Origin of the sequence: Candidatus Methanoperedens nitratireducens, assembly GCF_900196725.1 — an archaeon.
GTDB classification, from domain to species: domain Archaea; phylum Halobacteriota; class Methanosarcinia; order Methanosarcinales; family Methanoperedenaceae; genus Methanoperedens; species Methanoperedens nitroreducens_A.
Window position 1 is genome coordinate 15,594 of the sequence record NZ_FZMP01000206.1, and the last position, 21,831, is coordinate 37,424.

A 21,831-nucleotide genomic window follows, 5' to 3' on the forward strand; every position below is an offset into this window, starting at 1 on the left:
ATGATACGTTTTACAAAACTGCACGGGAACGGGAATGACTTCATTGTGATAGATGAGTATAAGGCGAAAGTCATACAGGATGATGAAAAGCCGGCATTCGCTTCAAAATACTGCGACCGCCGCTTCGGGATAGGCGCAGACGGGGTCCTGTACCTTGGAATTTCGGATAAAGCGGATATCCGGATGCGGATATTCAATCCTGACGGAACGGAAGCGGAAATGTGCGGCAACGGGATACGCTGCCTTGTGAAATATGCTCTTGATAAAGGATATATTAAAGCGAATGCTGCCGTTGAGACTCTCGCAGGAGTCCTTTCCATAAGCTCACGGCGAAACGACAGGACATGGATAACAGTGAACATGGGAAGACCTGAATTCAGTAGAGAAAAAATCCCTGTAAAAGGGACAGGTGAGTTCCTTGAGGTCGGTATGCATGGATATAAAGTATCTGCCGTGAATACGGGAGTTCCCCATGCGGTCGTTTTTGTTGATTCACTTGATAGCCCTGAACTTTTTAACACAGCACCGGAGATTCGCTACGACCCCGTTTTCCCTAAGGGGACAAATGTCAATTTTGTGCGTGTCAATTCCAGGGATGAGATTGCCGTCCGCACGTATGAAAGGGGTGTTGAGGCAGAGACATTAAGCTGCGGCACAGGCTCTGTTGCGTGCGCTGCTGTTGCTCACAGGCTCGGTAAGACGGGCAGCAAGGTCAGGGTAAACACAAAAGGTGGCGAGCTTGTTGTATCTCTTAAAGATGGGACTGCTTTTATGGAAGGCGCGGCTGAACGGGTATTCGACGGGCTGATATAAAAAATTATATAGGAATGGATAAGTTTAAGTATCTGCTTATCTCTAATGATTAATAGTAGTTGAATCTATAATGATTAATAATGATAGGATAAATAGGAGTAACGTATGAGAAAAAACGCTTTAAAGATTACTATAGGAATTGTTTTTGTATTGTTGATATTATCAGCAATACAGTTGATAGTCCAGCCTGCGGTGGCTGCCGCCCCGCAGTTACCCAATAACTCATGCGCAGATTGTCATCGAAAATTAATTTTTACATCGGAAGAGCAGAGACAGTTTGTCGAGATACGCATCAAGCATCTTGAGAGCGGCATTACCTGCTCGATAGTTTGCCATGAAGATAAACTGAATAAGTCCACAGCCAGCAGCTATGCCCTGTGGTCCATATCCACGCACGCTCTTTTTAATGTAACATGTGAAAAATGCCACGGCGGAAACCCCTTAGCCACCGCAAAGAATGAGGCACATTCCGGGCTTTCAAATAGTAGTATATCTCGTGCCAATACTCCTGAAGCATGCGGGAAATGCCATGGAGCCGAACTTGAAGAATTCAAGAGTTCTCTGCATTTCAAGAAGTTAGAATCCGGCGAGGAAGGACCGGCGCCGGCATGCATCACATGCCACCAGGCGCACAGTGTACGCGTATTGACAGCTTCAGAAATAGAGGATTTCTGCAGCAACTGCCATAACCGTATAACAGGCATCGATCCTGCCGTGCCGAAAAAAGCAGAGACGGCATTGTCCTCAGTAAACGAATTACAGGTCGGGCTTTCAAAAGCAAGAAGTGCTGTCATTACCGCAAAAGCAGCGGGCAAAGATACGGCAGAAGCCGAGGCGGATTTAGAATCAGCAAGATCGATACTGAGACATATTCCTTCAGTCTGGCACAGGTTCAACCTGACCTATTTCGATACTGAAGTTCAGCAGGGCATTACCAAAACACAGGAAGCAGAGAAGGCTCTATCTGAAGGACCTGCAGCAACTACACCGGAAAAATCCCCTGGATTCGAGGGCATCATGCTGCTGGCAGGTGCGCTTGCTGTATATTTCATAAAGAGACGTTAGGATGACCATGTCGAAGATATTATGTTATGCAACATTGATTACTGAAAGAAAGGAAGCGATATAATGCACGGTAATAAATTAATTTTGTTTATTTTTGTACTTTTGTTCGCGATGTTCGCCGTACCGGGCGCGCTGGCGGCTAACTCATGCCTGAATTGCCATGAAAAGCTCTCGGCATTTAACGAAACAGAGCAACAATTCAATGAGATAAGGATCAAGCACCTTACAAGGGATATAGCGTGTTCTCTTGAATGCCACGCTGCCACGCTCAGTAAGTTCGCAATAAGCAATTTTGAGCAGTGGACTAGATCCAAACATGCCCTGTTCAATGTCACATGCGACAACTGCCATGGCGGCAATCCGGGTTCGGATGTAAAAGAAACCGCACATGTCGGAGTGCTGCGTGATTCGGATCCAAACAGCACGGTTTTTTACAGGAACGTGCCCGGAACATGTGGAAAATGCCATGTTGAGGAACTAAAACAGTTTATGGGCTCAGCACATTATCAGAAATTACAGGCGCTTCGGCAGGCTCCGGCATGCGATACCTGCCACGTCCCCCATGAATTCAAAATACTGAATGTCAGCGAGTTCCACAACCTGTGCAGCAACTGCCATAATATTGATATGAGAGTCGCCCCATCCGATGCGCCTGATAGAGCGATTGCAGCGCTTCAGGATGCGGATAATCTGAAGAGCGAGATTCGAAAGGCGGACGATGCTATCAAATATGCAAAGCAACAGGGAAAAGACACATCAGCGGCACAGAAAAGCCTTGATAATGCAATATCAATCCGGGACAGCCTTCCTGTACTGTGGCATAGTTTTGACCTGTCAAACTTTAATAACGTGACCGACAGTGGGATCAAGCATGCACAGCAGGCACAGCTGGACACAGGTATGCCGATAGCAACGCCAAAAGGTCCAGGGTTTGGCATAATAGTATCACTGGCAGGGATTATTGCCATTTTCCTTTTGCGCAGGAGATAAAGAGGTACGAACATGAGTCAAACCAGGTTAAACCAGACCTTTTTACTGCTTGCGGTAGTATTGCTGTTCAACACGTCTATTATTTCTGCAAGACCGGAATACTCTGTCAAAGAGAGCCGCAACTGCCCGTACTGCCATTCAAGGGAAGGACCGCCCCAGTTAAACGAAATAGGCGCGTATTATGCGACGCATAACCACTCACTGGAGGGGTATGTACCATCGCCCAAGGTAACCGCAACGCCGGAGCCGACCGAAGAAGTCGAAATCGGTGTCCATATGAATACATGGGATGTCGGTTTGCGGGCACTGGCAACTATTTTGCTGATACTCCTTGTGGTCTATATTATACGGTTGTGAGGTGAGCGTATGCATATAGAAAAAATCGAATACGGACCTGAAAAGACAGGGTTCTGGTCACAGATAGCATTTATCATGATAATCTTGCTGACGCTTGCTGCTGCGGGAGTAACGGGTATGATGATATGGAAAATAGTGTTCAGCGACCCTTCAACCGCTTCCGCGAGATCGTTCATAGAGGATATCGGGAAATTACTGGCATACCTCCTGTTCATCCTCGCGGCTATTCTATACCTGTATGTAAAAGGACTGCTGCAGGACGAATATGTTACTACGCTGGAGTGAGAACATGGCAGACAAAATTACTATTACTATAACAAGACGAAAAATTACTGAAATTTTAATTGGCCTGGTCGCATTGTTATTTGCTTCAGGTGCAGTAGCCGCGATATTGAAATATCTCTGGCCGCAGAGCGGGGCTCAGGGCGAATCCAGTGAAATAAGGATAGCCTCGGTAGATGAGGTACCGACAGGCGAAGCCAAGAAATTTATGTTCAACGGTAAGGCGGCTGTGCTTTTACACATGCCAGCCGGTTTCAGGGCATTTGGCGCTATATGCACGCACCTTGGCTGCGTGGCTTACTGGAAGCCTGACGAGAACATAGTTTTCTGCCCATGCCATTTAGGCAAATTCGATCCGAACACGGGAGCGGTAATCTCAGGACCGCCGCCATCTCCTTTGCCGGTTATTGATATAGTCGTTAAAGAAGGTGCGGTCTATGCGCTCAAGTGGAAAGACCCGGATTACGTGAGATCAATCTCGTTCTACGCAGGAGCTGCGTGAGGTGACAATATGACTCTAAGCGATAAAATTTATAAATGGCTTGATGACAGGTTCAAACTGGGGGAACTGCTCCCTCCGATTGTCAAGCATCCGGCTCCGGAGAACGTGATATCCAATCCGCTTTACTGCCTTGGAGGGACTGCGTTCCTGTGCTTCCTTATACTTGTAGTCACAGGGATATTCCTGGCAATGTACTACAAGCCCACACCTGATGAGGCATATAAGAGCGTCGAGCGCATCATGACAGAAGTCCCGATGGGGAGCCTTGTCCGGAGCGTGCATCACTGGGCTGCCAACACGATGATAGCGGCGGTCATGCTCCATATGATAAGGATTTATTTCATGGGCGCTTACAAGAAACCGCGTGAGTTGAACTGGGTTGTCGGGGTATTCCTGCTGCTGACCACCACGACTTTCGGTTTCTCAGGGTACCTGCTGCCGTGGGACCAGCTTGCGTTCTGGGCTACCAAGATAGGAACAGGCATAGCAGGTTCCATACCGATTATGGGGGAATATATCTCCCTGATCCTGGTAGGTGGAACCGATATCGGCGCTGAGACCCTGACGCGGTTTTTTGCCATCCATGTATTGATACTTCCCATAGCTATAGCGACGCTTCTCGGGCTGCATTTCATGATGGTCCGTATACAGGGAATTTCAGGGAGGCTATAATATGGCGATAATAGAAGTTGAAAAACACGAAATAGAGGAAGAGAAACACGAACCTGTAAGGGTACGGGGGCTTCCGTTCTTCCCTCATTTCCTTCTTCGGGAAGTCGTGGTGATGTGCATTATCGCCGGAAGCCTGATAATGCTGGCTGCGATATATCCGGCGGGTCTTCTTACACCTGCCGACCCGTTCACTACCCCTTCCCCGATATTTCCTGAATGGTATTTCCTGTATGTCTTCGGATTCCTGAAATTCTGGACATTCAATATCGGACCAATACCTGCAAAAGTTATCGGCGTAACTGCGCCGATGGTACTCTGGTACGGTCTCCTGATACTGGTGCCGTTCATTGACAGGAACCCGTCAACGGACATAAGGAAGAGAAAGGTAGCTGTCGCTCTCGGAGTTATTGCTCTTCTGGGCGTACTGTACTTTACGTACTACAGCATCGTCTACCATTGATGAAAGTATCAAAAAAAAGTATGAAAGAATAGATGCATTATCTAAAATAGCAGGACTGGTACTGCTGGCTGTCAGCATTGACAATGTATCAAAGGGCAATTACATTATTGCCCTTGCTTTTTTTGGTCTGGGCGGGTTGATAAGCATCATACCTGTGTTCATCGGGGTTGAGACTTCAGCCTGAGGATATTTTTCATTTCATACTCGTTTACCCGGTAATTGAAGACCTTTTCTCCGTCAATTTCGATCACCGGTATAAGATATTTGTACTTTTCAAAAGCTGCTTTGTCTTTCTCGATATCTATTTCGTTTAGCGAGAACGGTAGCTCCTGCTGGATTTTTAGAAGCGTTTCTTTGGCTATGTCACATAAATGGCAGTCTTTTTTAGAATAGATTGTTACATTCAACATAACGATTTTTTGGTTACTAAATCCTTTAAATCTTTGCGCTCGTCCGGATTACACAGCATAAGGTTTATATCTATTAATAATGTATCTTCTTTCTGATTCCTGGGTGGGAATCGGAGGTATTAGTATGAAAAATGGAACAATCTTGGCAGTTGTTGTCGTCATTTTTATTGGTGGGGCAAGTTTCTGGCTGGCATCGGGCAGTAACAATAACAGTAATCCAGAGAAAGAAGGACTTCCGGCATCGCTGGACAAATAAAGAGGAGAAGCTTTATGGAAAAAAAGAATACTAACGTTGAGGAACCAACCCCGGAAAAGATATTTGAGACATTCTTTGCCTTTGCGTCCACACGTGTGCTTGTAACAGGTATTGATCTTGAGGTGTTTACACATATCGCTAACGGATGCCATACATCAGCTGAGATTGCAGAAGCAGCCTCATCCAGCCCGCGAGGCATGGAAATTCTTCTGAACAGCCTGGCGGGTTTGAACTATATTACAAAAACTGGTGGAACGTACCATCTGACGCCGCTTGCAGAGAAATTCCTCATAAAAGGAAGACCGGCTTATTTTGGGGATTTCGTGCAGCATGCAGACTCACTCTGGGAACCGTGGAGCAACCTGAGCGAAGTTGTCAGGACTGGTAAACCATTTAAGAGACTGGAAAAGGAACATGGTCCTGAATTCTTCCAGGAGCTGGTTTCCAGGTTGTTCCCGATGAGCTATCCTGGCGCAAAAGCCGCGGCTGAAGCACTTGGAGTAGGAATCGAATGGAAGAACCTGAACGTGCTTGATGTAGCGGCAGGCTCAGGCGCATGGGGTATAGCCTTTGCAGAGAGTGACCCCGGTACAAAGGTGACCGCGCATGACTGGCAGAACATACTGGATGTAACGAAAAAATTTGTCGGTAAATTTAACCTGAGCCAGAGGTTCAGCTACCTCGCCGGCGACATCAACGAGGTAGATTTCGGGCAGAACCACTATGACCTTGTTATATTGGGACATATATGCCACACAGAGGGCGCTGAAAGAACGCGAATACTGTTTTCACGCGCATATCGCTCCTTAAGGCGTGGCGGGAGACTGCTCATTGCGGATATGATACCGGATGACGACCGCTGCACTGCTGTCTTTCCGCTCCTGTTCGCCGTGAATATGCTTATCAACAGCACAGAAGGGAACACTTTCACGATGGCAGAGTACAGGAAGTGGCTGGAGGAAGCTGGCTTTGCAGATGTTACAACTATCGATGCGCCGGGTCCATCGCCGCTGATAGTCGCGAGCAGGTAGCTTGTGATGCGGCAGAAATTTATCCTGGTCATGGATGTATTTTAGTTATCTTTAATACATCCAGAATATATTCAAATATCTCATGGCGTGCGAGAATTTCTCAAAAAAATACGACGATTATAAAAACATCAGAAAACAGAAAAAGCTTTTCGGAACTTTCGGTTTTCGCGGTGTTATAAATGAAGGGATGAGCGCTGATAAAGCAAAAAATGCAGGCGCAGCTCTGGCAGTATATCTGGGAGCGGGAAAAACCATAGCGATAGGAAAAGACCCGAGAATCTCCTCTGATATGCTGGAGGAGGCGCTGGTAGAGGGAATTATAGAGAACGGGTGCAACGCATTAACTCTGGGTATAATTACGCCAAACACACTTTCCTTGGAAGTAGGGAGACAGGCGGATGCAGGCGTGATGATCACAGCTTCGCACAATCCACCTGAATATAACGGCATCAAGTGCCTGAGTAAAAGAGGAATGGGCTTTTCGCCTGAGGAAGACCTTGCGCTTGAGAAGGTATATTTCGGTGAGTTCAAGAAGACTGCAAAAAAAGGAAAAAAGCTGGCAGATAACGGCGCAAGTGAGAGATATCGCGCCCATATAGTTCAGTATGTCAAAAATTTATTTCCCACAAAACCCATGAAAATCGCAGTCGATGGCGGCGGCGGTTCGGCATCATCCGTGACGCCAGAGACCCTTGAGAAACTGGGGCACAAAGTCGTGAGGTTCAACTGCAAATACGACGGCATGTTCAGGGAGAGGAATCCGGAGCCCACAGACGCGAACCTTGAAAAGCTCAAAAAGCTTGTTATATCCGAAAACGCAGACATGGGAGTTGCTCACGATGGCGACGGCGACAGGACCGCTTTTGTGGATGAGAATGGAAAATTCATACAGGGGGATGTTTCCGCGGCAATAATCGCTGACCATGTACTGCGGCAGAGCAAGGACAAGGATAAGAAAATAGCGGTGACGATTGCATTCTCCAATATCATAGAATACGTTGCAAAAACTCTCGGCGCAGAGGTCATTTATACCCCCGTCGGCGAGCCGTACCTTGCGCAGGCAAAGCTCATGTGCGGCGCGCAGGTCGGGCTTGAGGAACACGGTTCCGTGCTGCTTGAGTGGAGCCGCGAGGGTCCGATGCTGGCGGGAGTGATGGCAGGGATACTGTCAAAGGAAGGGATGAGTTTGTCCGAGCTTGTCGCCTCGTATCCTAAATATTACCAGATAAAAGATGCAAAAACGCTGCCGGCGGGTACAAATACAGAAGCAATACTTAGCAGGTTGAAGCAGGAGATACTCCCGGATTATGAAAGGGTTTCCGATATGGACGGCGTAAGAGTGGATTACGAAGACGGATGGTTCCTTGTGAGAGCAAGCGGAACTGAGCCAAAGGTCAGGGTCTTCTCGGAGGGGAAGAAAGAGGAAAGGGCGCGGCGACTGAATAAGATTGCGATGGAGGGGCTGGAGAGGGCGATGAGGTAGATTAACAGTTCTCTCAGGAGGGAAACTAATCGAAATAGTTTCCCTGTTAAAAGAACTTCAACACTCACAATCTACTCAGCAACGTCAATATTCCGTTATTTCCACAGCCTTCACCCCGTTCTCCCACACATACGCCCTCATCCCGTCCGCGCCCGCAATAAGCCACACCGACGGGGCGTTCTCCATAGTCTCCCTGTCCCACAGTGAAGGGACGGCAGATGAGACCGGATGGGTATGGTAAACGCCTACGATCTCTTTGCCATCCTTCTCAGCCTCATTCCATGCATCATAATGCTCTTTCGGGTCAAGCTCAAAACTTCTCCGGGTGCGCTTTGCGTTAGTTACAGGGAGGGCTTTCTCCACAAGCGCCGTGCTGCCATTTATTGTCCCTATCAGCACACCGCAGGCTTCGTAGGGTTTGTTTGCTTCCAATTCAGCCTGTATCAATGCCATATCTTTTTTTAAGATTTTTATTTCATTAATCATACTTCATTGGGTAATCCAACAATAAATAGGTGTTTTCCATTATAAAATTAGAAATTTCCGTTAATTTTTCAAACATATATTAGTGTCTCTATAAAACTTATGCGGTATAAAATTATTTAGTAATTAATGTTGATAACTCAATTCTATAGCAAATCTGCATTTATCGTTCATCTGCGGTTATACTTTCCTCGTTGAAAAAAAATATATGTGTACATGCACATACATGAAAGGTATGGCAATAAAAACCATAACAATATCACTTGAAGCTTATGAAAAATTGCTTGCGAAAAAAACTGCAAAAGAAAGCTTTACAGATGTTATATTGAAACTCACTAAAAAGAAAGATACACTTGCATATATACGCTCACTGAAACCCAGCACGGAACTTGCTAATAATATCGAAAACGTAATGAAAAAACCAGGGGGCTAACGCTAGAAACGTGTATTGAGCCATCCGGTTTTGCCCAATCCCGATTAAAGATCAATATGCGGGTTCAGGTCACATCCCGTGCAAGGCAAACACATTGTCTTTGCCACGCTTGCATCAAGACCGTACTTATCCAGTATCCGGCGCGCCATTTCTGCAAGTTTAAGCAGCCTCTCTTTCGTGGGGCGCTCGGCTTCAAGCTCCCCTAAACGGAGGGGGTGGACTCCTACGGCCCTGAGTACGGGGATCACGCCCATCTTTGCAAGCTCCTCGTAGTATTTTTCAACGGTCTCATCCGTCTCGCCAAGCCCGACTATGAAGTTCGTGAATACATGGTTTTTGCCGAATATACTGACAGCGTCTTTCAGGCATTCAAGCGTGAAATCAAGGGGTGGTTTTTTACAGTATTTTTCGTAAATCTCCCTGTCCATCGTCTCAACATTGTACTTTATCTCGCTGGCTCCAGCTTCTTTCAATAACCTTGATGAATCCCTGGTCGGGTACACCGATACGCCTATAGGTACGTCGTATTTCTTCAATGATTTAACGAGTTCGACAGCCCTTTCCACCTCTTTCTCAGGCGACACCTCAACCCCCGATGTTATCGAGATCCCTTTCATCTTGCCAAGATTGTATGCCTCTTCGACTAATTCCAGCAGCTCCTTCGTAGATTTTACCTTGCCCTTCAGTTTCGGGACAGGACAGAACTTGCAATCATAGATGCAGCGCTCGCTCATCGTGATATACGCCTGTTCTGGACAGTGGATGAGTTCTTCCTCGATAGTACCCCTCACAAACTCTTTCCCGCCTTTTAATATCACTATGTCGCCGTTGTCTTTTACAGCGCGCAGAGGCGAGCCTTCGTCCACGACAAGCCTTACCCTGTGCTTGCCCGACCTGAAAAAGAAAGCTTTGCCCCCGGCGCCAGGTCCTGCCGTGGGAATGGTGAATCTGCCCAGAAGCGAAGGGTCAATATCGATCGCTCCGATGGAGATGAGCTCGGCTTTTATCTTTGCGTTCATTTTCATATTTCCAAGATGCTTTTTTAATAAATACCCACTTTTAAAAGTGGGTATTTATTTTTATACCCGTTGTTATTATCGTACATTGCTTATACTACATTTGCAGCCTTAAATCTTTTTAGAGCCGACAGATTTGCGTTATAGCGCACGAACTTAGTAGGCTTAGCTTACCTTCAGAACACCTATTCAGGCTTATTAGGATTGCGTAGAACGTGCGAATGCAGAGGTTCTAGTAAACTATTTAGTTTAGTACCTTTAGTATCATGAGCTTTCGGATAATTTATTGAATTGCATAGCATAGTATCGGATTGTGGAAAGACTCAACCAAAGAACATATTCAGCATCCTTCCTAGTAACGGTATAACCTTCATGTGGTCCAATATGAAGTAATTTCCATATTTTCTGCCGAATATGTTCAATTCGCTCACTTTTAGGAAGCTCGCCTTCTCTCCCAGTACATCCTGAGTCTATTATACTGGCAAGTTGAGATGTCATTGTATATCCGCTTGATATTTGAGTTGCAACAAGTGGAATAAGTGCTTCAAAGGATTTTCTACATTTTGTAACTACTTCTTCGTTCCTCCGGGTCCCTCTCTGCTGGTCTGGTCGTGCAACGAGAACGGAGGGCATCGTAATCATCGGCTATGATGCTTCGATCCAGCAAGTGGCTTCAGATGTCCAATCCAGTGACCAATCCAGCCATAGCGTAAATACAATATTATGGAAATTTTTTATTTTCCTTTTTCAATAAAATTTATCGCAACGAAAGTTTTTAAATATTTCTCAGATAAATAACTATTGGAGGTTTATTATGAATAGGGGAATAAAAATATATTATGTTACAGTTGTTGCTATAGTTTCACTGCTAATAATCTCAGGCTGTGTGGGTGCACCTCCACCTGCTGCCACGCCGACAGCAACACCCGAACCTACCACACCAATGCAAACTCCCAGCCCCACTGTGACTGTATCCACATCCCCACTGTTACGCCATCCATCACGTTAACGGTCAAAAAAAGTGTACATTATGAGAGCAATACTCCAGCGCACGGCTCTATACTGGCTGGGGTACCAGTAAATGTAGTTATTGATTTTAATTTTGACTTGGGACCAGGCTCTTCGATATCCATAAAGACTGCCGATAAAGAATACGGTACAGGAGGAACAACTATAGATTCCAATAAGTTGGCGATGCGGCGCAATATGGATCCGAGCGCACCTGACGGTTTCTACACGATCAACTACAAAGCCTGCTGGCATGATGGTAGCTGCCACGACGGGTATTTCCAGTTTATTATTGATAGAACAAAAGCCGAGACCTATACTGATTTACGCAATAAAACTGAAGTTACTGTTAGGCTTTCGGGGATTGCTTTTAAGCCGCAGAACATTCGAATAAGCAGGGGTACAAAGGTCACTTGGGTTAATGAAGATGATGTTGACAACTATGTAAATACCGATGCCCACACAAGTCATACCTACTATCCCCCGCAGAATTCAAAAGCATTAAGGAAAGGTGACATATTCTCATTGAACCTCGATAATTGTTGAGTGAATATAATCGTGAAGATTATAACCCCTAACTTTTAACTTCAATCATTATCCTGAGTCGGGACAGGAAAATTATATACGGGAACAATATCAATTTTATTTTGTCTATTTCAAATACCCAAGTGAGGAGGTTAGAACCATGTTATATTTAGTAATCTGCCGGAGTAAAACCTATCCAATACCGCCTGAGTTCATTGATGCCTTCATTGCTACGTGCGAATATTGCGGGAAATTACAGCAGCAGGGGAAAGTGAAGCTCTTTGCTCCTTTCGCCAGCTTCAATGGTGGCATGACCATCCTCGATGTTGACTCACACGATGATGCCGTGCATGCCATTGCAGGGGCGCCAATCCTGCCATTCGCAAAAACGGCGTTAATCGGCCCGTAAAGAGAAAAGTTGGGTAGATTCGTTAAGGGAGATGACAATGGATGTTTATAGAGAAGATTATTTCGGAAGGTCTTGCCCACAATTCTTATATTGTTGGCGACGGCGGTGAAGCTTTCGTTATCGATCCAAGAAGAGACGTTGATTCGTATATTAAGATTGCCGACAGCAACTGCTGTCGGATAATGTATGTTTTTGAGACGCACAGGAACGAAGACTATCTTACAGGTTCGCTGGAACTTGAGGCTCTTACCGGCTGCAAGATAATTCATAGCAGCCGTCTTGATTTTGGATACGGTGCTCCTGCATCCGAAGGTGATATGTTCGATATCGGGGACATGAGGCTTCAGGTTCTTGAGACGCCGGGTCATTCTCCTGAGAGCCTGAGCTTCATGCTGTATTTGCCCTCCCAGAAGGAGTTCCCGTGGATGGTATTCACGGGAGATGCGCTTTTTTACGGCAATGCTGGCAGGACAGACCTTCTTGGTGAAGAGAAGAAGTTTGAGTTTTCATCCCAGCTCTATGATTCTCTCTATGGGAAGCTGCTGCCCCTGGGAGACCATGTCATAGTTTATCCTGCTCACGGAGCAGGTTCAGCCTGCGGCGGCAATATCGCAGACCTTCCGGTGAGCACGATAGGGTACGAACGGGCAACCAACCCGATGCTTAATCTACCGAAGGATAAGTTCATTGAGATAAAAATAAAAGAGACGCTTCCACTGCCTCCGTATTTTGCAAGGATGGCTGATGATAACAAGAGAGGTCCTTCCCCGCCTGACCAGAAAAGAATTGAGCCTCTTGATGCTCCGGTTTTTGAGAGAAGCATGACCGGCTGCATACTGGTCGATACGCGCTCGCCGCATTCATTCGCAAGCGGGCATATCCCGGGTTCGTATAATATCTGGCTGGAGGGATTGCCTAAATTTGCCGGCTGGATTCTTGAGTACGGGAAAGACATACTTCTTGTTACTGAGAGACAGGAGGATGTAGAAACTGCCAGGCGGTATCTTTTAAGGGTTGGCTTTGACAGGATACGAGGCTATCTCTGCGAAGGCATCGAAGACTGGCAGAACAGGGGAATGCCGCTTGAGAAGAGCGGAATAGACACGGTTTTGGTCTTTATGAGAAACTGAAAGAGAACAAGGATATGTTCCTGCTGGATGTGCGCAATAAGGAAGAGTATGCTGCCGGGCACATCCCGGGAGCGGTCAATATCTATGTTGGAGAACTTGAGAAAAGGCTGGATGAGGTTCCTTCCGACCGCCCTGTAGTCTCTATGTGCTCGGTAGGTCACAGGGGTGGGCTGGGCGCAAGCATACTGAAGCGCCACGGCTACCCGGAGGTATATAACCTGCTCGGGGGTACGACTGCATGGAAGAAGAAGGGCTATCCGACTGAATCATAACGTACTTAAACAGGCTGACATATCGTGAACCGGTATGCGAGAATTCATCCTTTATTCACGCACTGGAAGGACAGATGCAAGGTTCCGAAGCCTCAGGGAAGCTGGCAGGCTGGACGTTGTTTACCAGTGCATACTGATGTCGCTCTTCATGTCGCACGCTATCCGCAGGGACGTCGTATTTCATGCGCTCCTGGGGGGACCGCCCTCGCCTCCGCTTGAACTGGTGGTCGATGGGAAGGATATCCGGGATGTCCATATCGATGAACGGACATGGGAAGATTTACTGCGCAAAGTCCTCTCAGGCGGAAGCCATCCGGGGATAAGCATCAGGAAGAACAGCCTTCAGCAACTGGTAAAGGAGAAAAGCAATATCTTTGTCCTTGAAGAATCCGGCGAGAGCATAAAAACCATTGACCTCGGGGAAAATCCTGTGTTCGTGCTGGGCGACCAGGTAGGGCTTCCGAAAAAGGACGAAGAATTCGTTTTAAGATATGGCAAAAAGGTCTCGATAGGAGGAAGAGCCTATCTTGCCTCTGCGTGTGTGGGTATCATTAACTATATCCTTGATCAGCGGGAGTCTTTTGTAAAACAGGATTAAAGCTCTTCTAAAACGCCCTTTACGCCTTTTTTCTTCATATGCCGGATAAGCTGCTGGTTCTCACGGAGAAATGAGGTCGCATCAGCCTCTATTTTCTTCCTGTCGATTTTTTGCCGCTGCCTTTTCCCGGGCAGTCCACAACGGGTTTCAGGCGCATTATAGGTTCGTCGGCGTACGAGACCTCCGTGATCTTAAAAGGCAGCAAGCGGCAGACAAGAGGCTCGTTTTCACGTATCGTGCACTCAAGCTTTTCTCCCTGGAAGAAGCACCTGCCGTTCTTATCTTTTATCCTGAGTTCCTGGTTAGCTTCTGCAGATTCTAAAAAATCGTCAAGCGCGTACCCAAGTGCCTTGATCCTTTTTATATCAGCGATCGTAAGAGGGATACCCGGGGTGCAGCATTTTGCATTGCATTTTTTATATTCGCACTTCCACCTGTCTACATTTTCAAGGATATGGATCATGGACTATAATTGGCTCTATTGTAATTTAAGCCTTCCTTTTAGGCTATCTGCATACTGATTTTTTAAATTACCGTTAGTTATAGAACACATGTGAAAATATGCATTATAAAATAATCACAACGTATAAATATGTCTTTCCCAAATAATAGTACAGGTGGAAAAAGTAAGATAAGTTATTGCATTAAAAAAAATAGTAGGGTGATGATGATGAGTAAAACGCTTGAAAAAGTCCAGGCAGCGGGAAATGATATTTCTGCCGTTATTGAGAAACATAACCTGTGTGAACTCGAAGCTTTGCTTGCAATCGAAAGTGTGAGGATAAGCATTGAGGTATCCATAATGAGAAAAGCTGGGGCGTTCATTCCCAGACCTGTCTGATAATTTACCACATAACTTAATTTTTTCTTGTTCCCAAAGAGCATATATGTAATGTTTTCATTGGAATCCCGGATAACTTTAAACATTCCGGGCTTTAGCCAGAGTATTCTGCCGTTTATATTATTATGATAATTATCATCATAATTATAATATTTTGGCAATAAATATATATACAAGATAGATGATGTAGTTGATTACTCCCTCCAGTATGTCCGTATACTGGTAGGAATGGCGGCACCAATGACCAAAAAAGCAGTTGCTATAGAGAACAATCTCTCAGATATAAGCCTACTAAGCAGTGCAATGCTCACAGCCGCGGTCGTTGATGGGGCTTTCGTTATTTTTACCAGGCGTAAACGGAAAAATCTCCGGGGATTGAAGATTACTCGTGAGTTAATGTACACGGAGGCGGAAAATTGATATCGATCATAGTGCCGACATATAATGAAAAAGAAAATATAAAAAAACTTATCCCTGCTATCCAGAGAGCCCTTAGCAAATACGAACACGAGTTGTTAGTGGTAGATGATAACAGTCCGGATGGTACAGCCGAAGTCGCCGAGAAGATGTCCGGGGAATACCCTGTAAAAGTGCTGAGGCGCAGCGGAAAGCTTGGGCTTGCGAGCGCCGTAATACACGGGTTCGAACATGCTAAAGGGAATGTTTTAGGTGTTATAGACGCTGACCTGCAGCATCCGCCTGAATATATAGTAGATTTTGCGCTCGCTGTTATGAACGGTCATGACATCGCAGTTGGCAGCAGGTACACAAGAGGAGGAAAAATCGAAGGCTGGAGTATGTACAGGTCGCTGGTCTCAAGGGGAGCGATAATGCTATCAAGACCTTTAACAAACGTGAGAGACCCGGCGAGCGGGTATTTTTTTATTAAGAGGAAGGTTATTGAGAATGTCTCGTTCAGTCCCATAGGCTATAAAATATTACTCGAAATACTCGCCAAAGGTTCTTATAAGAATGTGAAAGAAATCCCTTATACCTTCAAGACCAGAAAGTATGGGAAGAGCAAGCTTGACAGCCGGGAATATTTCAATTACCTGAAGCTGTTGTGTTATCTCTATGGGTTCAGATTAAAAATGATATTAAATGAGAGGTTCGGGCAAAAGCAGCAGGAATCAAATCTGGATGCTTAAACTGTATATTTTTATTACCAAGAAATTAAATAGGGCGTAATATGAGAATTTGCATAGCATACCCCCCAATATTGAAAAACGGCAGGTATCCCCTCCTGGGGCAGAACAGGCAATTCCGATATTCAAGCTCAGAGGCTGTCAGGATTTACCCGATAGTACCTGCAACTGCTGCGACCATTCTTCACCAGGCAGGATATGATGTTCTTTTTCTTGATGGGATAAACCAGCGACTCAATCCTGAATCGTTCAAAGAAAAATTAGATGCTTTCAATCCCGACCTGCTGGTAATGGAGACAAAAACGCCGATCATCAGGCAACACTGGGATTATATCGGTAGAATAAAAAAGGGACGAGAGATCAAATGCGTACTGGTTGGAGACCATGTCTCAGCCCTGCCCGAAGAAACAATGAAGCACAGCAGTACAGATTATGTCATAACCGGAGGTGACCATGATATCGGTCTGTTGAGCCTGTGCCGTCATCTTTCGGAGGGGCTACCTCTATGCGGCGGTATCTGGTACAGGGAGAACGGGCAAATAAAAAACACCGGTGAACCTGTTCCGATACCTGATCTGGATAAACTGCCTCTCATTGACCGGGAACTGACAGGCTGGGAAAATTATGGTGAAGCCTACCTCTATAAACCATGCACTTACATCATGTCAGGGCGGGGATGCGGAGGAGGACCGCGAGGAGTTGGAACATGCGGCTTTTGCGTATGGCAGCATAATTTCTGGAACTGCAAGGCACGTCTGCGTTCGCCGCAGAGTGTGGCAGAGGAGATAGAGCAACTTGTTAATAAATATAAGGTGAAAGAGGTCTTCGATGACAACGAGGGGGGTGCGGTCTGGAACAAAAAATGGATGAGGGAATTCTATTCGGAAATGAAGGATAGGGGACTGCCGGGCAGGGTAATGCTTTCCACGAACGCCAGGGCGGATACGCTTGATGAGGAAACCTGCAAGCTCCTGAAAGATACAGGTTTTCGACTTTTAAAAGTCGGTCTTGAATCAGGAAATAACAAGACACTTCAAAAACTGAACAAAAAAGAGACCGTGGAGGATATAAAAGCGGGAGTTAAAAATGCCAAAGACCACGGGCTGATCGTCATGCTGACAATAATGGTGGGATATCCCTGGGAAACTCTTGAAGATGCAGAAAAAACGTATCAAGTAGCCCGCGAATTAATGCTGTACAAAACGAAATTCGGGGATTCGCTGCAGGCAAGCGTGATAGTCCCGTACCCGGGAACTCCTCTGTATGAAGAAGCTGTTGAAAAGGGGTGGTTCATTGTCGATCCTAAAGATTATGAGAAACTTGATATGTCACAGCCCGTCCTGAAAACGCATCCTGTGCCGCTTGAGTGGTGCGACAGGATGTGGGGTATACATAAAGAGCCCATGTTCATCACAAAATCAATGTTGACGCTCAGGTCGTTCAATGACCTGAAACTTGCGTACACGGGGTATAAGTCGGTGTCGGGGCATAAGAAGGATTTTTAAACTACCCATGAAAAAACAGTACAATATAATAATAATTTATTCCAGATCGCAAGAGAGCGGAGGAGCGCTGAGAGCTTCATATATAGCTGAATACCTGTCAAAGCGCGGGCACAATGTCAGATTCATCAAACCTTTAAGAAGACTGCCATTTCAGTTAGATTTTCCTGTCTCCTTGATATATTATCTATTAAAGACGATTTTCATGGATTGTGACTTTATAATAGTGGTCAAGCCATATCCCAATACGTGCATTCCTGCAATATTCAAAAAACTGCAGAATAAAAAGATCATCCTTGATATCGATGACCTGGATTATGCCTACAGGGAGGGGGTTCTGATGCATGCTGGAAGGTTCCTGCAGGAGCCATTCCCGCGGTTCTTTGATGCGATCACGGTCCATAACGATAATCTGCGGGATTTCCTTATAAAGGAATGGAATATCCCGGAGCGGAAAATCCATAGCCTGCCTCAGGGAATCGACCTGGAGCTTCTCGATGGAAAAAATATCGACCGCGACCTCAGGAAGAAATTAGGTCTTGAAGGTCGTCACATAATTACCTTTACCGCGCACCTGGATGTCTCTACAGACATGAAACCGATACTGGAGGCTATAAAAATAGTAAGGGAAAAAATCGAAAACTGTACCCTCCTGGTAGCAGGGAGGGGACCTTACCAGAAGAGTTTTGAAAGGCTTGCCAAAGACATGGGTTTAGAATCAAATGTTATTTTTACAGGACCTTTTGAGATAGAACTATTACCAAGCTACATAGCGCTTGGCGATACATGCATAGTTTATTACGAGGACAGGATGGTAAACCATTTTAGAACATCCATGAAGCTCAGGGAGTATCTGGCTATGGAAAAACCGGTAGCATGCAATGATATTGGGGACCTCAGGCAATTCAAGGAATACACTTACCAGAGTAAAACTGATGTCAGGGACTTTGCTGATAAGATCGTTGAAGCTCTGACGTGTAAGAGCAACAGACCCGCCGAGGGGTATAATTATGTTATAAAAAATTTCTCCTGGGAAAAAATAATAGAGAACTTTGAAACGGATACTTTAGATCCATTATTAAACACTACCTGATGCTTTATTATATACTTCCAAGGTTTGAGCAGCTACTTTTTTCCAGGTAAAATTCTCCAGCACTCTTTTTCTGCCTTCTTTTCCGAACCTTGCCAGGGTATCCTCATCAGACAACAATTTTTTTATAGCGCAGTAGATTGAATCTGAGTCCGCCGGCGGAACCAGAAGTCCGGTATGCCCGTCTACAATAGCATCTTCCACACCGCCTATGTTAGCCCCGATACAAGCCTTGCCGCTAGCCATGGCTTCAAGGTAAACTATACCGAATCCTTCCATGAGAGAGGGAACAACGAAGAGGTCGCATGCTGCATAGATTTTGGGCAAATCATCCGTATCTGTACGCCCCATAAGAAAAACCGATTTAGATAAGCCAGACTCGTTTATAGCAGCCCTGACATTATTTTTTAAAGGTCCGTCTCCTACGACTATTAGCTTCGCCTCAGGGAATTCCTTAACAATCTTAGAAAAGGCGGATATGAGGTATTCAATACCTTTTTGGAAATCCAGCCTGCCTACGAACAGGATTACCTTTTCTGCTGCAATACCAAGTTTCTTCCTGATCTCCGTGCCGTCAATATCCGGATTAAACCGGTTTATATCGACAGCATTTGGTATTATGCTGAGCTTATCCGGTTGTATGCCGTATTCTGCCGTTACGCTTTTTGCGGTATAATTGCTTACTGCGATTAATCTATCCGATTTCCGGCAGAGCAGCTTGCTATTATATTCAAGATAGTCTATTTTTCTATGGATGGCATATTTAAAATATTCAATGTTGCTCGTACTTGCACGATATATCCGCCTTTCCTCTGCATACGGATGATGTATTGTTGCGATTACCGGGGTCTTCTTTTTATTGCCGGGAATGATAATTCCATTGTAATCGCTTGTGTTGTGTATAATGTCTATTTTTCCCGGAGCACCGTTTTCCAGTATCTTCCTGGCATCTATACTAAAGGAGAGCATCTTTGGAAGTACGCGTGACTTCGGGAGGCGTATAACCCTTATGTCTCCCTCTTTTGAGATATCCATGCTCTTTCCTGAGGTTGTTGTTATTACAGTGATATCGTTCCCCATATCATTCAAGGCTGATGCTAAACCGGAAGTGTAAGCGGCTTCCCCGCCGATTTGCGGGGGGTATTCGTAAGTAATAAAACATATGGAAGTCATCTTAAGATTATTAGAGAGATTTTTATGAGACTTTACGTTTTACTTCTCTTATTGTGGATGTATATTCGTAAAAAGTTGATGTGAATGTTTTATTTTCTAAAGCTACTGGTAATTCCTTTTCAAGATCAGTATTATTGGCGTATGTAAAAAAATATCTGGTAAAAAAAGGTGCTATTGCTGAAATATTTTTTTGCTGTGAATAATATACCATGGCCTTTATCCACTTATTATTAACTTCTTCTAACCATGCCTTATCAACATTTTTCCAATCAATCCAAGTCTCTGTAATCCAAACTTCTCTATTATTATTATGAGCTGCGCTTATTACTTTATCAAAAATATCCATTTTGAGACCATAATTGTTTAATCCAATTATATCGACTCCTGAAACCGTCATTGTCGAATTTATAATATTAATCTCATTTTGATTTTTTGATGTAGCTATTATTGTTTTAGTCGAAGGATTGTATTTTTTAATTTTATTTGCAGACTCAACTATTAGAATTTTCCAGTTTGAAACAGAAACATTCCCAAGATAAGCATTTTTTATATTTGTTTCGGGTTCAATTACAATAGCAAAATAATCCGGTTTATATTCAGGGACTACCTTATCAATTGTTGTTAACTCATTAGTGACGTACTCGTTCCATGTCATTTTTTTGATAGGCGTATAAGCTTGAAATACTACATACAATTTTTTGTTAGTTTTTTTAATTTTGTTGAATAGATCGTAGTATTTCTGTTCTTGCGAGGTCCATGTTGGTGATAGATAAATCGCGATTGTATCGACATTAGCATCTTCCAAAAGTTCGATATACTTATAATTTATATCATTTGTACTTTTTTCAGTAACTAATGGTGGTATAATACCGATAAACTCCATTTTATTATATCTCTGAGGATACCAGTCTATGATTTTTTATCAAGCCAACTATTTATATCTTCAATCTGCTTTTGATACTCTGGTGGTATTTTTGAAGCTTGTAAAGATTTTGTAGTTGAGTTTATTAGTTCATTAGGTGTTTCGTTTAGTTTAACGTTTTCAAGTTCTTTAAATGCTTGGTTTAATAAGTCACTAGTATGTTTGTAATCATTTTTTTCATATGAGGTTCGAGCATCTTCTATCAGACTATCTACTACAGACAAATTGTATCCATTGGCTTTTTTCTCGTTATATATATTATTGATATCTGAAATTTTTTTTGTAACTGTTCCTTTGTAATATCTTTTTTTTCTACGCAGCCGCTAATAAAAATAACTACAAGAATTAATAGAAAAAAATGTTTCATGTTACGTAAATTCTGTGTTTGCATTAAAATTCCTCGCGAGTGTAATTAATAGGTTTTATTAAATATAACGTTTCTGTTGATTAATAAAAGTTTTTACAATCTCAGTATAATGCACTAAAAATGTGCTCATAATTGAATCAATAAATTACTGAGTAAGTTAAAAAGCGAGCATAAATTAAATATTAACCATTCGTCATCGGTTAAGCCCACCAGTCGTCCCTGAACCGATATCGATTGACTTGTGGATCAAGTGCCTGACTTGAATAGACATTCATAACTGTCATAATGGTTCTTTCAATTCCATAATATCCAAGTATCAGAGTAAGTTGTCTATCGGCATTTTCAGCAAAAATCGTACTCCATCGCAATTGTGTAAAACGAGAACCAATATCTTTTGGATTATACCTCCGAACTAATGAATATATTCTCCTGCTTACAAAAAGTGTAAGAATCGATATCCAGATATAGGCTTCGATAATTTGTGTGTTCTTTGTATTCACAACATCTAGGGCGTATCTGCTTTTCAATTCTTTAAAAAGAAGTTCAATATCCCATCTTGCACCATAGAGTTTTGCAATATCCTCAGGAGACTTTTT

32 protein-coding genes are annotated in these 21,831 nt (G+C 44.2%); 22 read left to right on the forward strand and 10 right to left on the reverse strand.

Annotated features, from left to right (window positions below; translation table 11 throughout):
• The 8 genes from dapF to MNV_RS14730 all read left to right on the forward strand — a co-directional run bounded on the left by dapF (position 1) and on the right by MNV_RS14730 (position 5,141).
• Positions 1-813, forward strand: coding sequence for a diaminopimelate epimerase (gene dapF, locus MNV_RS14695; RefSeq protein WP_096206701.1), 813 nt, complete (start codon positions 1-3; stop codon positions 811-813).
• Positions 814-918: 105 nt separating this feature from the next.
• Positions 919-1,878 (forward strand): cytochrome c3 family protein, encoded by a 960-nt coding sequence (locus tag MNV_RS14700; protein WP_096206702.1) that lies wholly within the window; start codon positions 919-921, stop codon positions 1,876-1,878.
• Positions 1,879-1,989: 111 nt separating this feature from the next.
• Entirely contained in the window at positions 1,990-2,868 is an 879-nt protein-coding gene (locus MNV_RS14705) for a PGF-CTERM sorting domain-containing protein (RefSeq protein ID WP_143311814.1), read from the forward strand.
• A 12-nt stretch (positions 2,869-2,880) separates the two neighbouring features.
• A complete protein-coding gene (locus MNV_RS14710) occupies positions 2,881-3,225 on the forward strand; it encodes a hypothetical protein (protein WP_096206704.1) in 345 nt (114 codons plus the stop codon).
• Between the two features lie 9 nt (positions 3,226-3,234).
• Positions 3,235-3,510, forward strand: coding sequence for a hypothetical protein (locus MNV_RS14715; RefSeq protein WP_096206705.1), 276 nt, complete (start codon positions 3,235-3,237; stop codon positions 3,508-3,510).
• Between the two features lie 4 nt (positions 3,511-3,514).
• Positions 3,515-4,009: a QcrA and Rieske domain-containing protein gene (locus MNV_RS14720; RefSeq protein ID WP_179294010.1), complete on the forward strand. Its 495-nt coding sequence runs from the start codon at positions 3,515-3,517 to the stop codon at positions 4,007-4,009.
• 9 nt (positions 4,010-4,018) lie between these two features.
• Complete coding sequence (locus tag MNV_RS14725) at positions 4,019-4,681, forward strand: cytochrome b (protein ID WP_096206707.1); 663 nt, start codon at positions 4,019-4,021, stop codon at positions 4,679-4,681.
• A 1-nt stretch (position 4,682) separates the two neighbouring features.
• Positions 4,683-5,141: a cytochrome b family protein gene (locus tag MNV_RS14730; protein ID WP_096206708.1), complete on the forward strand. Its 459-nt coding sequence runs from the start codon at positions 4,683-4,685 to the stop codon at positions 5,139-5,141.
• 158 nt (positions 5,142-5,299) lie between these two features.
• Here MNV_RS14730 and MNV_RS14735 read toward each other — a convergent pair whose 3' ends face one another.
• Positions 5,300-5,551 (reverse strand): glutaredoxin family protein, encoded by a 252-nt coding sequence (locus tag MNV_RS14735; RefSeq protein WP_096206709.1) that lies wholly within the window; start codon positions 5,549-5,551, stop codon positions 5,300-5,302.
• Positions 5,552-5,675: 124 nt separating this feature from the next.
• Here MNV_RS14735 and MNV_RS20865 point away from each other — a divergent pair, with 124 nt between their 5' ends.
• The 3 genes from MNV_RS20865 to MNV_RS14745 all read left to right on the forward strand — a co-directional run bounded on the left by MNV_RS20865 (position 5,676) and on the right by MNV_RS14745 (position 8,321).
• Complete coding sequence (locus MNV_RS20865; protein WP_257000080.1) at positions 5,676-5,807, forward strand: hypothetical protein; 132 nt, start codon at positions 5,676-5,678, stop codon at positions 5,805-5,807.
• Between the two features lie 14 nt (positions 5,808-5,821).
• Positions 5,822-6,838, forward strand: a complete 1,017-nt coding sequence (locus MNV_RS14740) for a methyltransferase (RefSeq protein ID WP_096206710.1) — start codon at positions 5,822-5,824, stop codon at positions 6,836-6,838.
• Positions 6,839-6,920: 82 nt separating this feature from the next.
• Positions 6,921-8,321: a phosphohexomutase domain-containing protein gene (locus MNV_RS14745; protein WP_096206711.1), complete on the forward strand. Its 1,401-nt coding sequence runs from the start codon at positions 6,921-6,923 to the stop codon at positions 8,319-8,321.
• A gap of 84 nt (positions 8,322-8,405) precedes the next feature.
• Here MNV_RS14745 and MNV_RS14750 read toward each other — a convergent pair whose 3' ends face one another.
• Positions 8,406-8,807, reverse strand: a complete 402-nt coding sequence (locus MNV_RS14750) for a M67 family metallopeptidase (protein ID WP_096206712.1) — start codon at positions 8,805-8,807, stop codon at positions 8,406-8,408.
• A 232-nt stretch (positions 8,808-9,039) separates the two neighbouring features.
• On the opposite strand from MNV_RS14750, the gene MNV_RS14755 reads away from it, so the two are divergent.
• A complete protein-coding gene (locus MNV_RS14755; protein ID WP_143311815.1) occupies positions 9,040-9,237 on the forward strand; it encodes an antitoxin VapB family protein in 198 nt (65 codons plus the stop codon).
• Positions 9,238-9,281: 44 nt separating this feature from the next.
• Here the strand turns inward: MNV_RS14755 and MNV_RS14760 are convergent, their stop codons facing one another.
• From MNV_RS14760 to MNV_RS20870, 3 genes are all read right to left on the reverse strand, one after another.
• Entirely contained in the window at positions 9,282-10,256 is a 975-nt protein-coding gene (locus tag MNV_RS14760) for a radical SAM protein (RefSeq protein ID WP_096206727.1), read from the reverse strand.
• 261 nt (positions 10,257-10,517) lie between these two features.
• Complete coding sequence (locus MNV_RS14765) at positions 10,518-10,886, reverse strand: hypothetical protein (protein WP_143311816.1); 369 nt, start codon at positions 10,884-10,886, stop codon at positions 10,518-10,520.
• Positions 10,887-11,090: 204 nt separating this feature from the next.
• Positions 11,091-11,231 (reverse strand): hypothetical protein, encoded by a 141-nt coding sequence (locus MNV_RS20870; RefSeq protein WP_257000081.1) that lies wholly within the window; start codon positions 11,229-11,231, stop codon positions 11,091-11,093.
• 21 nt (positions 11,232-11,252) lie between these two features.
• On the opposite strand from MNV_RS20870, the gene MNV_RS14770 reads away from it, so the two are divergent.
• The 5 genes from MNV_RS14770 (at position 11,253) to trmY (ending at position 14,195) form a co-directional block, all read left to right on the forward strand.
• On the forward strand, positions 11,253-11,807 hold the full coding sequence (locus tag MNV_RS14770; protein ID WP_257000084.1) for a copper resistance protein CopC: 555 nt from the start codon (positions 11,253-11,255) through the stop codon (positions 11,805-11,807).
• A gap of 139 nt (positions 11,808-11,946) precedes the next feature.
• On the forward strand, positions 11,947-12,195 hold the full coding sequence (locus MNV_RS14775) for a YciI family protein (RefSeq protein ID WP_096206716.1): 249 nt from the start codon (positions 11,947-11,949) through the stop codon (positions 12,193-12,195).
• A gap of 41 nt (positions 12,196-12,236) precedes the next feature.
• A complete protein-coding gene (locus tag MNV_RS14780) occupies positions 12,237-13,325 on the forward strand; it encodes an MBL fold metallo-hydrolase (RefSeq protein WP_257000082.1) in 1,089 nt (362 codons plus the stop codon).
• Between the two features lie 14 nt (positions 13,326-13,339).
• Positions 13,340-13,597: a rhodanese-like domain-containing protein gene (locus MNV_RS20875; protein WP_257000083.1), complete on the forward strand. Its 258-nt coding sequence runs from the start codon at positions 13,340-13,342 to the stop codon at positions 13,595-13,597.
• A gap of 34 nt (positions 13,598-13,631) precedes the next feature.
• A complete protein-coding gene (gene trmY, locus MNV_RS14785; RefSeq protein WP_096206717.1) occupies positions 13,632-14,195 on the forward strand; it encodes a tRNA (pseudouridine(54)-N(1))-methyltransferase TrmY in 564 nt (187 codons plus the stop codon).
• Between the two features lie 88 nt (positions 14,196-14,283).
• Here the strand turns inward: trmY and MNV_RS14790 are convergent, their stop codons facing one another.
• A complete protein-coding gene (locus tag MNV_RS14790; protein ID WP_096206718.1) occupies positions 14,284-14,658 on the reverse strand; it encodes a YkgJ family cysteine cluster protein in 375 nt (124 codons plus the stop codon).
• A 207-nt stretch (positions 14,659-14,865) separates the two neighbouring features.
• Between MNV_RS14790 and MNV_RS19840 the strand changes: the two genes are divergently transcribed.
• From MNV_RS19840 to MNV_RS14810, 5 genes are all read left to right on the forward strand, one after another.
• Positions 14,866-15,036 (forward strand): hypothetical protein, encoded by a 171-nt coding sequence (locus MNV_RS19840; protein ID WP_179294011.1) that lies wholly within the window; start codon positions 14,866-14,868, stop codon positions 15,034-15,036.
• 240 nt (positions 15,037-15,276) lie between these two features.
• On the forward strand, positions 15,277-15,456 hold the full coding sequence (locus MNV_RS14795) for a hypothetical protein (protein WP_143311817.1): 180 nt from the start codon (positions 15,277-15,279) through the stop codon (positions 15,454-15,456).
• On the forward strand, positions 15,453-16,184 hold the full coding sequence (locus MNV_RS14800) for a polyprenol monophosphomannose synthase (RefSeq protein WP_096206720.1): 732 nt from the start codon (positions 15,453-15,455) through the stop codon (positions 16,182-16,184). The genes MNV_RS14795 and MNV_RS14800 overlap by 4 nt, the downstream gene beginning before the upstream one ends.
• Positions 16,185-16,225: 41 nt before the next feature.
• Complete coding sequence (locus tag MNV_RS14805; RefSeq protein ID WP_096206721.1) at positions 16,226-17,686, forward strand: B12-binding domain-containing radical SAM protein; 1,461 nt, start codon at positions 16,226-16,228, stop codon at positions 17,684-17,686.
• 7 nt (positions 17,687-17,693) lie between these two features.
• Positions 17,694-18,776 (forward strand): glycosyltransferase, encoded by a 1,083-nt coding sequence (locus MNV_RS14810; protein ID WP_096206722.1) that lies wholly within the window; start codon positions 17,694-17,696, stop codon positions 18,774-18,776.
• Here the strand turns inward: MNV_RS14810 and MNV_RS14815 are convergent.
• The 4 genes from MNV_RS14815 to MNV_RS14830 all read right to left on the reverse strand — a co-directional run.
• Complete coding sequence (locus MNV_RS14815) at positions 18,762-19,946, reverse strand: glycosyltransferase family 4 protein (RefSeq protein ID WP_096206723.1); 1,185 nt, start codon at positions 19,944-19,946, stop codon at positions 18,762-18,764. The genes MNV_RS14810 and MNV_RS14815 overlap by 15 nt on opposite strands.
• 22 nt (positions 19,947-19,968) lie before the next feature.
• Complete coding sequence (locus tag MNV_RS14820) at positions 19,969-20,829, reverse strand: hypothetical protein (RefSeq protein ID WP_096206724.1); 861 nt, start codon at positions 20,827-20,829, stop codon at positions 19,969-19,971.
• Positions 20,830-20,855: 26 nt separating this feature from the next.
• On the reverse strand, positions 20,856-21,092 hold the full coding sequence (locus MNV_RS14825; RefSeq protein ID WP_096206725.1) for a hypothetical protein: 237 nt from the start codon (positions 21,090-21,092) through the stop codon (positions 20,856-20,858).
• A 343-nt stretch (positions 21,093-21,435) separates the two neighbouring features.
• The coding region (locus tag MNV_RS14830; RefSeq protein ID WP_143311818.1) for a transposase at positions 21,436-21,831 on the reverse strand (396 nt) is incomplete at its 5' end.